Below are 13020 nucleotides of genomic sequence, written 5' to 3' on the forward strand. Positions count from 1 at the left end.
TTTAATAAAATGAAAATACCAAATGTAATGACAGCCAAAGAAGCTGTTAAATTAATACAATCAGGAAATAGGGTTTTAATTCAAGGAGGGTCAGCAACACCACAAACTTTAGTCAAAGCAATGGTTGAAAGAGCTCCTGAGTTAAAAGGAGTTGAAATAGTACACCTTCATACAGAAGGAGAATGTGGTTATACAGCACCAGAACTAAGTGAAAGCTTTAGAACAAACGCTTTCTTTATTGGAGGAAACGTAAGAAAAATGGTAGGAGAAACGGTTGATTATATTCCAATTTTTTTGAGTGATATTCCAAGTTTGTTTCGTCAAGGATATATGGATTTAGATGTAGTTTTGGTAAACGTTTCACCACCAGACAAACATGGTTTTTGTTCTTTAGGTGTTTCAGTTGATATTGTTATTTCAGGAATTGAGCAAGGAAAAAAAGTGATTGCACAAATTAATCCACGTATGCCACGTACTTTTGGAGATGCTTTAGTACACGTTAATAATTTTGATGCTTGTGTACTAGTTGAAGAAGAAATTTATGAGATGAAATTTGTGGAACCTACTGAAGAAGAAAAAGCAATAGGTAAAAATATTGCCGAAATTATAGATGATGGGGCTACACTTCAAATGGGAATTGGAGGAATTCCAAATGCAGTTTTAACATTCTTACACAATCATAAAGATTTAGGAATACACACAGAAATGTTTTCTGAAGGCATTGTAGATTTAGTTGAAAAAGGTGTTGTAAATGGCTCTAAGAAAAAACTAAATCCTTATAAAATTATTTCAGGATTTGCAATGGGAACTCGTCGATTATATGACTTTATGGATGACAACCCAGAAATTGAAATGAATGATATTGCTTATGTAAACGATACGGCTGTTATACGTCAAAATCCAAAAGTTACAGCCATTAACTCTGCGATTGAAATTGATATTACGGGTCAAGTTTGTGCTGATTCAATAGGTTCTAGAATGTTCTCTGGAGTTGGTGGCCAAATGGACTTTATGCGTGGAGCTGCTTTATCAATGGGAGGAAAACCAATTATAGCAGTTACTTCAACTACGCATAAAGGAGTTTCTAAAATTGTTCCTATGCTTAAACAGGGAGCAGGTGTGGTAACAACCAGAGCTCATGCTAGATTTGTTGCTACAGAATATGGCGTTGCAGAGCTGTTTGGAAGAAACTTAAAACAACGAGCTCAATCTTTAAGAGATGTTGCACACCCAGACCATAGAGAGGATTTAGACAAAGCTATTTTTGAAAGATTTGGAAGTAGTTTAATGGTTAAATAATTTTATTTAAATTACGCATATCACAATTAATATAAACTATTATGAACGATAAAAACAAAACGCTTTTCTCTGAATTCAATCCTGTTTCAAAACAAGAATGGATGGACAAAGTGAACATTGATTTAAAAGGTGCAGATTTTGACAAAAAATTAGTTTGGAAAAACTTAAGCAAAATTGCAATTCAGCCTTTTTATACAAATGAAGATACCATAAATTGTTTAACAAATACTGGAGAAAACTCTCAGGCTTTAACAAACTACCGTGCTATTAGGGTTCAAAATGCTGAAAACGCAAATAAATTAGCGTTAAAAGCTATTGAAGAAGGAATGAACGGAATAATATTTGAAGTGGTTGAGCATATTGCTGTTTCTGAACTTTTAAAAGATATTAATTTGAATGAAATTTCAGTTTCATTCATCCTATTTTCAAATGAACTTTCATTTGCAACTGAATTTATTTCATTTGTAAAACTAAATAATGTAGCTTCTCATAATTTGAAAGGGTATTTTGATACTCAACTAATTTCAAATTATGTTACAACTGGAAAATTAGACAATACCAATTTTGATGTAATTGCAGCTTTGATTAACTTAACAGCGGAGTTTCCTAACTTTAAAGCAATAACTTTATCAGGAAGTGAGTATTTAGACGCTGGTGCTAACCAAGTTCAAGAAATTGCATATACGCTAAATTCATTAGTTTATTTAATTGATGAACTTACCCAAAAAGAGATAAAAGTTCAAACTATTTTTGATAATTTAAACATCAATTTTGCAATTGGATTAGAGTATTTTATTGAAATTGGAAAATTTAGAGCATTTAACAATTTATTACAAGAAATTGCTACTAAATATGGGATTGTAGAATTTTCTAAAACAGTAACAGCTAAAACATCAATTTGGAGCAAATCTGTTACAGATGCCCATACCAATATGTTACGTGCTACTACAGAAGCTATGTCTGCTATTTTAGGAAATGTTGACGGTGTTTTAATTGATCCGTATGATAAAGAATTTAATAATCCTTCAGATTTTTCAAGTAGAATAGCAGGAAATATTTCAACTATTTTAAAAGAAGAATCTTACTTTGGAAAAGTTAGTAACCCTGTTGATGGTTCTTATTATATAGAAGAAGTTACATTTAAAATTGCAGAAAAAGCTTTAGAACTTTTCAAAGCAATTGAAGCAAACGGAGGTTTTTATACTTCATTTGAAGGAGAATTAATTCAAGAGCATATTGCTCAAATTCGTCAAGAAAAAGTAAAATTAATAAGTCAAAGAAGATTGCCTTTAGTTGGAGTAAATAAATATCCTAACTTAATGGAAAAAGTATCTTCAGAAATTCTTTCTGATAGTTACAAAATAACATCTACTAAGATTTTAAAACCTAGAAGAGCTTCTTTGGAAATTGAAGCTATTAGAAAAGCAACAGAAGAATTGGTTGCTGCAACCAACAAACGCCCAATAGTTGAATTGGCAAGTTTTGGAAATTTAACAATGCGTAAAGCTAGAGCGGCTTTTTCATATGATTTTATTGGAGTAAGCGGATTTAATGTACAGCAAGAAGAAAGTTACGCTTCTGCATTAGAAGCTGCTGAAACTAGTGCAAATTCTGAAGCAGATGTTGTGGTAATTTGTAGTTCAGATGAGGATTATAACGAGAGTGCCATTGCTTTTGTAAAAGCCTTTAGAGCCTTAAATAATACCAAAGTATTGTTATTAGCAGGAGCGCCAAGTAATATAGATGAATTAACTGAAGCTGGTTTAGATGGTGTTGTAAATATGAGATCAGATGTGATTACAACCATAGCTAGTATTCAGAAAAAAATTCAGCAAACAATTAAAGCTTAAGAGGTATGAAACCAGATTTTTCAGATATAACATTAAACTCAGCAGTAAAACAAACTACTGCAACTTCAGAGAATCAAGAAGTTTGGAATACTCCTGAAGGAATTCCTGTAAAAAAACATTTTTCTAAAGACGACATATCAGAAGCTGAACATTTAGGTTTTGCAGCAGGTATTCCTCCATTTTTAAGAGGTCCTTATAGTGCTATGTATGCTATGCGTCCTTGGACAGTACGTCAATATGCAGGTTTCTCAACAGCAGAAGAATCCAATGCTTTTTACAGAAGAAACTTAGCGGCTGGTCAAAAAGGACTTTCAGTTGCTTTTGATTTAGCTACCCACCGTGGTTATGATTCGGATCATCCACGTGTAACGGGTGATGTTGGTAAAGCAGGTGTTGCTATAGATTCTATTTTAGATATGGAAATTTTGTTCGATCAAATTCCTTTAGATAAAATGTCGGTTTCTATGACTATGAATGGAGCTGTTTTGCCAATTATGGCTTTTTATATTGCTGCTGCAAAAAAACAAGGGGTTTCTTTGGATAAACTTTCTGGAACCATTCAAAATGATATTTTAAAAGAGTTTATGGTGCGTAATACATATATTTACCCACCATTACCTTCTATGAAAATAATTGGAGATATTTTTGAATATACTACTCAAAATATGCCGAAGTTTAATTCCATTTCAATTAGTGGTTACCATATGCAAGAAGCTGGTGCGACCGCTGATATTGAGTTAGCATATACTTTAGCAGATGGTTTGGAGTATATTAGAACTGGATTAAAATCTGGTTTAAAAATTGATGAATTTGCTCCGCGTTTATCTTTCTTTTGGGCGGTAGGAATGAATCACTTTATGGAAATTGCTAAAATGCGTGCAGGACGTATGTTGTGGGCAAAAATTATAAAGCAATTCAATCCAAAAAATCCAAAATCAATGGCATTGCGTACACATAGTCAAACTTCAGGTTGGAGTTTAAGTGAACAAGATCCATTTAACAATGTAGCACGTACGTGTATTGAAGCAATGGCGGCCGGTTTTGGAGGAACTCAATCACTTCATACCAATGCATTAGATGAAGCAATTGCGTTACCAACTGATTTCTCTGCTAGAATTGCGCGTAATACGCAAATTTTTATCCAAGATGAAACACAAATGACCAAAGCGGTTGATCCGTGGGCAGGTTCTTATTATGTAGAATATTTAACTCAAGAAATTGCAAAAAAAGCTTGGAAATTAATTGAAGAGGTTGAAGAGCTTGGAGGAATGGCGAAAGCTATTGAATCAGGTGTTCCTAAAATGAGAATTGAAGAAGCTTCAGCACGAAAACAAGCTCGTTTAGATTCTGGTCAAGATATTTTGGTGGGTGTAAACAAATATCAAACAAAAGAAGAGTCTAATATTGAAATTTTAGAAGTTGATAACACAGTTGTTAGAAATTCTCAAATAGAACGTTTGAAAAAATTAAAAGCAAACAGAGATCAAGCAATCGTTGACGCTAATTTAGCAGCGTTATCAAAATGTGCAGAAACTGGAAAAGGAAATTTATTAGCATTGGCTGTTGAAGCTGCAGAAAATTTTGCAACTTTAGGTGAAATTTCAGATGCTTTAGAAGTTCATTTTGGAAGACATAAAGCAAATACTAATTTAATAAGTGGTGTGTATAGTAAAGAAGTAAATAACGATAGTACATTTGTAAAAGCTCAAAAGTTGGCAGATAAATTTGCTGAAATTGAAGGACGTAGACCAAGAGTAATGATTGCCAAAATGGGTCAAGATGGGCATGATAGAGGAGCCAAAGTTGTGGCTTCAAGTTTTGCAGATTTAGGTTTTGATGTTGATATGGGATCATTATTCCAAACTCCTGAAGAAGTTGCGAAACAAGCTATAGAAAATGATGTGCATTTTGTGGGAGCTTCAAGTTTGGCAGCTGGTCATAAAACATTAATTCCTCAACTAATTGAAGAATTAGAAAAATTAGGAAGACCAGATATTATGGTATTTGCAGGAGGAGTAATTCCTGCTCAGGACTACAATTACTTATTAGAAAGAAAAGTAGCAGCCATTTTTGGACCTGGTACGGTAATTTCTGAATCAGCAATTACTATTATGGAAAAATATTTAGAACAAGAATAATTTCTAAATAATGAATAAAAAAGCCCAGCATTTTAATGCTGGGCTTTTTTAGTTTTAAGTAAGTTGCTTTAAAGTTTTAAAAATGATTTTTTAAATTCTTCAATAATAAATTGAGCGGCTTTAACAGGAGATATTTTTGCAGAGATAATAGCTTCTTCTAAAGTGTTTAATTGTGCTGCAATATTTTTAGAACCGTAAAATAAATGTTTCAATTCTTCATTAATATTATTGTACATCCACTGTATTTGTTGATGATTTCTGTTTTTTTCAAAATAACCATTATCGGTTACTAGCTTTTTAAATTTTGTAATTTCTGTCCAAACTTTATCAATTCCAATATTTTTTATGGCAGAAGCGGTACTAACCACTGGAGTCCAGTCAGACTCAGATTGTGGAAATATGTGTAAAGCATTTTGATATTGAATTCGAGCTTTTTCACTCATTCTGATATTATCTCCATCGGCTTTGTTAATGACTACCATGTCAGCCATTTCCATAATTCCTTTTTTAATACCTTGTAATTCATCACCAGCACCAGCGAGCATTAATAATAAAAAGAAATCTGTCATGCCATGTACAGCTGTTTCAGATTGTCCAACACCTACAGTTTCTATTAAAATAACATCATACCCTGCAGCTTCACAGAGTAGCATAGTTTCTCCAGTTTTGTTGGCAACACCTCCTAAAGTTTCTCCAGAAGCTGAAGGACGGATATAAGCTTCTTCAGAATTGGCCAATTCTTCCATCCTAGTTTTATCACCCAAGATGCTTCCTTTAGAACGTTGACTACTTGGATCAATTGATAGTATGGCCACTTTATACCCTTGTGTAATTAAATACTTTCCAAAAGCTTCAATAAAGGTGCTTTTACCTACTCCAGGAACTCCTGTTATTCCAATTCTAATAGAATTTCCGGATTTTGGTAAAATTTCTTGAATAATTTCTTTAGCTAGTATTTTATCACTTTTTAGGTTACTTTCAATTATAGTAATTGCTCTTGAAAGTAAAACTCTATCTCCTTTTAAAATACCTTCAATATATTCAGATGCTGTTAATCTATTTTTTGGTTTGTAGTTTTTCATTAAGTCTTCAATAAATATAAGATAGGTTTTAATTTATCTATAGGTGTTTAAAATATAACATTAGCAGGTTAAAAACTGCTATAACAAAGATACGGATATTGGTAAAAATTTACTGTTGAGCTTGGTTATTTTTTAAACATTATTTGTTGAAAAAAGGATGAAATTAAATGTTAAAAATCTTTTCTTTTTAGTTTATGATTCATTCTAAAAATTGGGAATAATACCCAAAGTATAAGTATCGACATTGAAATGAGCATTCCAAAATTTGTTCCAAAAAACTTTCTAAAAACGGCTCCTGTGTAACCTAATAAGGCAGAGATATCTAACTTGAGTAAAATTAAAATTCGAGATAAATCTATAGGGTTAAACATAGTGGCTATTAACGAAAATTTATCTAAAGGATATTCATCAAACATTACTAATGAAATTAAGAAAATACCATCATAAATAACTGCTAAAAATAACCACATTAAAATGGCGTAACCAAATCCTTTTATTTTGTTTTCGGTAGAGAGTGCAATATTGTATGATAATGCAACAAAAATAAAATTTAAGAAAGATCCAACAACTAATAGTAATGTAAAGTTAAAAATAGCTGTAGATTTTAATAAACCGTATAATACAAAAGGAATTCCTAAGCCAAGAACTAAACTAAGAGTTAAAGAAAATGAAATACCTACGTATTGTCCCATAAATATTTTTTTTCTGTTAATAGGCTGAGCCAGTAAGAGTTCGGTAAATTCTTTAGAATTGTAATAATACATCACTCCAAAAATAGTTCCAATTAAAGGAGTTAATACAATTATAATATTCATTAATGTAATTACAGCTTTATTTACGTCGTTGTTTAAAAAAAGTAATACAAATCCTAATAGTAAATAAAATATGAAGTAAACATAACTCCAACGGCTTCGCATTAAATCGTAAAAACTATATTTTAATATTTTAAGCATATTGTTTAGATATTAAATTGGCAATAGCATGTTCTAAATTATTGTTGTTGGTTTGTTTTTTAAGGGCGTCTATACTTCCTTTGAAATAAATTTTACCATCTAATAAAAACACAATTTCATTAGCAACCTCATTTACAAAACTCATAATATGAGTAGTAATTAAAATGGTTTTACCTTTCTCTTTTTCTTTTTGTATAAGTTCTTTAAGGTGAATTAATGAAATTGGATCTAAACCTGTAGTTGGTTCATCTAAAATAATTAAATCACTATCAAACATAAAAGTTAACACTAAATTTACTTTTTGTTTTGTTCCGCCTGAAAGGTTGCCAAGTTTTTTATTTAAAAAGCTTTTTAAGCCAAAAAGTTGAATTAATTCTTGTTCATTTGAACTTTTTGGGCGTAAATTTTTTACCATATTTACTAGTTCTATGACAGATAAGTTTGGAGGAAAGTTGGCAATTTGTGGTAAATAGTTTAAATTATTGCGATATTCCCATTTTTTTAAAACACTTTTCCCTTCAAAAAGAATGTCTCCTTTGTTAGGGATTACCATGCCTAATAAGCATTTTATTAACGTTGTTTTTCCAGATCCATTAGGACCTAAAATAGCAAAAATACCTCCTTCTTTAATATCCAAATCTAAACCATCTAATACGGTTAATTTACCAAAACGTTTATGTAAGTTCTTAAATTGAATCATTATTTTTTTTCATTAAAGGTTTTTTATCCATTAAATCATCGGGTGTAAAAACAGGAGATACTTTTTCAGAGAAATTAATAATATCTACAAACAAACTTCTCAACATTACCAAGGCCTCAGGAGTTTTATTAACCACGTACGAAAATAATTTGACTGGTCTATAAGGAACATCACCAATACCATCATTATCTAAATCATAACCGGTATATTCACTCCAATAATTATTTTCAAATTTATTGTCATTTACCTTGGTGTTGTATGCCAAATCTAATGAATTATGCATAAAATCATTCTTTTCAAAAATATTTGTGTAACAAGCTCCAGCAATTTTAATAGCCCAACCATTTCTTAAAAAGGTGTTGTTTTTGTAGTTTATGCGAGTGCATCCTTCCCCTTTAATTCCAATGGTATTTTCTTGAAAAAGATTATTATAAATTTGTGTGTCGTAAATTTCTTTTAATAGAAGTCCATAAGAAGCTGAACCCCAATTATGAAGAAATTTATTTTGATACATAATAATGAATTTAGAAAACATTACAGCAACACCAGCTCCGTTATTTTTAAAAACATTATTGTAATAAGTGTCGTTATTTGAAAACATAAAATGTAATCCGTAACGAATGTTATTATGACTTAAATTATTATGAACTTTACTTTCGGTAACAAACTCGAAGTAAATACCATCTCGCATTCCAAAAACCTCATTACCTTCTACTTCCATATTAGAGCAGTGCCAAATATGAATACCGTTACCAGAATTGGCTTCATCTTTAGCCGTACTAGATAGTTTGTTTTTTAAAATTTTACCGTGATGAGATTTCTCAATTAAAATTCCAAAAAAGATTTGATCTAAAATTACATTTTCAATTACAAAATTTTTACATCTTACTACTTTTATAGCAGCGTGATCTTTTGTATAACTAACACCTACATTAATAATTTTTAAATTTTTAATGATAAAATTATTGGCTGTAATGTGGAGTACGCTTCCATTATTATTTCCATCGATAATGGTACCTTCCTCTCCAAAAAGGGTAATTTCTTTATTTACTTCAATATCATTTTCTTTATAAACGCCTTTTCTGATAAAAATTTCATCACCATTTTCAGCAGCATCAATAGCTTTTTGAATGGATGAATTTTCACAACTATTACAAACTTCAATTTGTTTGGCTTGTATTACTGAATAGGAAAATAATAAAAGAAGAATGCAGATTTTTTTCATGATTATTTATCAGAAAGTCTTTTTTTGAGAGTTTCCCAAGTGTAAAGCTCTCCTGAAAATTTTTGAAGTAATTCTGTTGCTTTTTCTTTGCTAGATACAGCTGATAAATTAGCTCCCATAGGGCTTTTTATTTTGGGACTAATTAGATAGGTTGCTGTTTTTGCATCAATCATTTTTCCTGGATCAGCGTAATCTGCTACTAATATAATTGCCAAATCATCTTCATTTTTTTCGCTTAAATCATTTACTAAACATTCAATGGCATCAAATTTAAACTGTTTACCTTTTTTAGTAACGTATTGTGCTGCATGAGTTTTGTCTACAATGTTCATAACGCAAAAATTACATTGATCTTTGCCATATTCAATTGGTTGAGGTTCCACCTTACAAGAAATGGTAAGCAATAGTATTGTTAAGCCAATAATTGACTTGTATATAGAAGATTTCATTTTTTTGATTTTAATAGTTATGTAAATATACATTAAAACGGACATATACGCTATATCCGTTTTTGTTATTTTATAATAAAAATTAAGCTTGATGTTCTTTTTTTCCTATAAAAAATGCAACTAAAGTTAATACCATTCCAACAAATAAAAAGTAGGCACCTGTTCTAGGATAAGAATGCGCTACAAAGTTTAAAATGGTTTTAGTTCCAAATAAAGGAGGTTGATAAGCCAAAGGTGATCCATCAGCATTGGTGAATTTAATTGCTGCCTTATCGCTTAAATTGTGTCCATAATCATATTCCCATAAGTAAAAATCATACATGCCAGCAATACCTAAAACGGTCATTAAAATGAACCAGAATAAATACCATTTATAATTTGCTTTAAATGCAATTAATAAACCAAGTACAATCATAAATCCAATTACAATTGGAAAGATATCGAATTCAATCATGTGTTCAGGAATGTCTTTCATTCCAACATAGTGGTTCATTAAATTAATGTTTTTAATGTCGTGAGGGTTCATATCAGCAATTTTTGTGATATAAATATCCATTCCAATTGGTTCAGGGTATTGAGGAGCCTCAAGTGTTATATTCCAAAGAGGAAATACAAATAATCCAAGTAATAGGAGGGTTCCTATTAGCATTAATAATTTAGATTTTTTCATTTTATGTACTAAGTTTTAAGATTAATTTAATTTCTGCTGAAAGTTAATTTTAGAAACTTATGTTGAAAATTAATACTTGGTTTTTTGATTTTTTATGGCATTTTAATTTAAACGGACAAGAAATAATTACTTGTCCGCTTAATTAGATTTTTTTAAGGAATCATAAATTTATTCCGCATCAACAGCATCTCCATCAAGTGTATAAGTAATAGGAACACTTGAACCTTTAGGAGAAACTCTTACATATCCTTGCATTTCTTGGTGTAATGCTGAACAGAAATCTGTACAATAGAATGGCCATACACCAACTTGTTTAGGTTCCCAAACAAATGTTTCTGTTTGTCCTGGCATAATTAACAATTCTGAGGTATTAGCACCAATCATTGAAATTCCATGAGGAACATCGTAATCTTGCTCTAAGTTTGTTACGTGGAAATATACTTTATCTCCAACTTGTATACCTTCAATATTATCAGGAGCAAAGTGAGAACGTATCATTGTCATATATATATGAACTTCGTTTCCATCTCTTACTACTTTAGCTTCAGCCTCACTTTTAACAGCATATTCATGTTCATTTTCTTCTAACTTAAATATTTTTTTAGAGTTAGGTTTTAATAAATCAGCTGGACAACCTGCGGCATAATGAGGTTCACCAATAGTAGGGAAATCTAATAATAATTCCATTTTTTCTCCAGTAATGTCATATAATTGAGCAGATTGTGTTACTTCAGGACCAGTTGGTAGGTAACGATCTTTTGTAATTTTGTTCATTGCTAAAACATATTTACCAAATGGCTTACGGGAATTTCCTCCAGGAATCATTAAATGACCTACAGAATAATAAGTAGGTTTTCTATCTACCACTTCCCAAGTTCCTAATTTCCATTTTACAACTTCAGATGAAATAAAGAAAGTAGTATAAGCATTTCCTTGTCCATCAAATTCTGTATGTAATGGTCCTAATCCAGGTTGTTTAACTGCTCCAGCTAAAATTTCGTCATATTTTAAAATAGGAATTCCATAAGCTTCACCATCAAATTTTTCACCTTCAATTGCAGCTAACATTTTAGTAAATGAATGTGCTGTTAATTCGGCAGCTAATTTACCACTACCAATAATATACTCACCTGAAGGGTCTACATCACAACCATGTGGAGATTTAGGTGTTGGTAAGAAATATATTGCACCTGGAACTTCAGAAGGGTCTACTACCACTACTTCTTCTTTTATTGTTGAAGTTGCTGTATGAGTAGTTTCATTATAAACATTATGTGCATATCTTGTAGGAGCTTTTGTTCCACCACCATTATTTACATATTCTTCAATTTTTTTCCAGTTAATAGCTGCAATAAAATCTTTATCGTTTTGCGATGCATTTACCTCTAATAATGAATTAGCTTCTTCTGTATTATAGGTAGTAAAGAAAAACCATCCATGAGATTTTCCACGACCAGGGTGTGATAAATCATAGTTAAAACCAGGCATCATAATTTGGAATTTTAAATCCATTGCGCCATCTTCTGGATCTACAGAAATGAAGCTTAAAGCACCTTTAAAGTTTCCTTTGTATTCTTCAATAGGCATATCTCTTTGAGGATAAGGAACAGAAAAACGAGTTCCGGCAACCACATATTCTGTATTTTCAGTTACAAATGAAGAACTGTGATTCCCTGCAGAATTTGGTATTTCAATAATCTCTGTAGTTTCAAAAGTTGTTAAGTCAATTTTTGCAATACGAGGTGTATTGTTACCATTTATAAATACCCAACGACCATCCAATTCACCAGCTGTTTGAGAAATATCTGGGTGGTGTGAATCATCCCAAGGAATAAATCCGTGAGAAGTATTTAACATAGGTTTTGTTTCTTCGTTAAAACCATAAGCTTTTTCAGCATCAACAGAAAAAACAGGAATTACTTTGAATAAACGTCCAGAAGGTAAACCATAAACAGCTAACTGCCCACTAAATCCACCCGAAACAAAAGCATAGAACTCATCGTGTTCTCCTGGAGCTACATAAACTTTTTCTGCAGCACTTCCAGATAAGGCGCCTTGTGCTCCTTTTTTTGAGCCTCCATTTCCACAACTAGTAAATACTACTGAAAGTACGGTAATTGCTAATAAAGATTTTAAAATTGTTTTCATACTATATTTGTTTGTTTGATTGTTTTCTAAATTAAGAAAATTATTTTTCTTTTACAGTCCTAAAGTACTCTAAAATTAATCTAGCTTCTTCTTCGGTTAAACTCTGATTTGCCATTGGAGATAGATATTCTGCTAATAATTTTTTAGCTATTGGATTTTTTTCAACCATTTCTTCAGGATTTAAAATCATATTCATAATCCATTCAGGAGTTCTTCTTTCCGTTATTCCTGCTAAAGCTGGTCCAACAAATCTTTTACTCATTTTATGACAAGCAGAACATTTAGCTGAAAACACAGCTTTCCCTTTATCTGCCATAGCTTGGTCAATTTCAGTAAGCGTAACGCTAGTTATTGGACCAATACCTTTGTCTTTCATTGGATCTACTTCAACAACTTCCTTTTTTTCTTCTTTAGGAGCTGCTTTTTTATCCGATTTTTTTCCATCACTTCCACAACTTGATACCATTGCTACAACCAATGCTACTACTAATACTTTTAACTTCATT

11 protein-coding genes are annotated in these 13020 nt (G+C 31.3%); 3 read left to right on the forward strand and 8 right to left on the reverse strand.

Annotation, left to right across the window (positions count from 1 at the left end):
• Positions 1 to 9 precede the first annotated feature (9 nt).
• The 3 genes from ACFQZW_RS00225 to scpA are packed head-to-tail and all read left to right on the forward strand — an operon-like array spanning position 10 to position 5287.
• On the forward strand, positions 10 to 1299 hold the full coding sequence (locus tag ACFQZW_RS00225; protein WP_298264641.1) for an acetyl-CoA hydrolase/transferase family protein: 1290 nt from the start codon (positions 10 to 12) through the stop codon (positions 1297 to 1299).
• Between the two features lie 41 nt (positions 1300 to 1340).
• Complete coding sequence (locus tag ACFQZW_RS00230) at positions 1341 to 3149, forward strand: methylmalonyl-CoA mutase family protein (protein WP_386781256.1); 1809 nt, start codon at positions 1341 to 1343, stop codon at positions 3147 to 3149.
• 5 nt (positions 3150 to 3154) lie between these two features.
• The gene (gene scpA, locus ACFQZW_RS00235) at positions 3155 to 5287 is read left to right on the forward strand and encodes a methylmalonyl-CoA mutase (protein WP_298264644.1); all 2133 of its coding nucleotides are present in this window, start codon (positions 3155 to 3157) and stop codon (positions 5285 to 5287) included.
• A gap of 68 nt (positions 5288 to 5355) precedes the next feature.
• Here scpA and meaB read toward each other — a convergent pair whose 3' ends face one another.
• The 8 genes from meaB to ACFQZW_RS00275 form a co-directional block, all read right to left on the reverse strand.
• The gene (meaB, locus tag ACFQZW_RS00240; RefSeq protein ID WP_298286668.1) at positions 5356 to 6369 is read right to left on the reverse strand and encodes a methylmalonyl Co-A mutase-associated GTPase MeaB; all 1014 of its coding nucleotides are present in this window, start codon (positions 6367 to 6369) and stop codon (positions 5356 to 5358) included.
• A gap of 170 nt (positions 6370 to 6539) precedes the next feature.
• A complete protein-coding gene (locus tag ACFQZW_RS00245; protein WP_298264647.1) occupies positions 6540 to 7322 on the reverse strand; it encodes an ABC transporter permease in 783 nt (260 codons plus the stop codon).
• On the reverse strand, positions 7315 to 8022 hold the full coding sequence (locus tag ACFQZW_RS00250; RefSeq protein WP_298264648.1) for an ABC transporter ATP-binding protein: 708 nt from the start codon (positions 8020 to 8022) through the stop codon (positions 7315 to 7317). The genes ACFQZW_RS00245 and ACFQZW_RS00250 overlap by 8 nt, the downstream gene beginning before the upstream one ends.
• Positions 8009 to 9247, reverse strand: coding sequence for a nitrous oxide reductase family maturation protein NosD (locus ACFQZW_RS00255; protein WP_298264649.1), 1239 nt, complete (start codon positions 9245 to 9247; stop codon positions 8009 to 8011). The genes ACFQZW_RS00250 and ACFQZW_RS00255 overlap by 14 nt, the downstream gene beginning before the upstream one ends.
• Before the next feature lie 2 nt (positions 9248 to 9249).
• Positions 9250 to 9696 (reverse strand): nitrous oxide reductase accessory protein NosL, encoded by a 447-nt coding sequence (locus tag ACFQZW_RS00260; protein ID WP_386781257.1) that lies wholly within the window; start codon positions 9694 to 9696, stop codon positions 9250 to 9252.
• 82 nt (positions 9697 to 9778) lie between these two features.
• On the reverse strand, positions 9779 to 10366 hold the full coding sequence (locus ACFQZW_RS00265; RefSeq protein ID WP_298264652.1) for a hypothetical protein: 588 nt from the start codon (positions 10364 to 10366) through the stop codon (positions 9779 to 9781).
• A 168-nt stretch (positions 10367 to 10534) separates the two neighbouring features.
• The gene (nosZ, locus tag ACFQZW_RS00270; RefSeq protein ID WP_298264654.1) at positions 10535 to 12514 is read right to left on the reverse strand and encodes a Sec-dependent nitrous-oxide reductase; all 1980 of its coding nucleotides are present in this window, start codon (positions 12512 to 12514) and stop codon (positions 10535 to 10537) included.
• 40 nt (positions 12515 to 12554) lie between these two features.
• Entirely contained in the window at positions 12555 to 13019 is a 465-nt protein-coding gene (locus ACFQZW_RS00275) for a c-type cytochrome (RefSeq protein WP_298264656.1), read from the reverse strand.
• Between the last annotated feature and the right edge of the window lies 1 nt (position 13020).

It is taken from the genome of Lutibacter aestuarii (assembly GCF_042676885.1).
Lineage (GTDB): Bacteria > Bacteroidota > Bacteroidia > Flavobacteriales > Flavobacteriaceae > Lutibacter > Lutibacter aestuarii.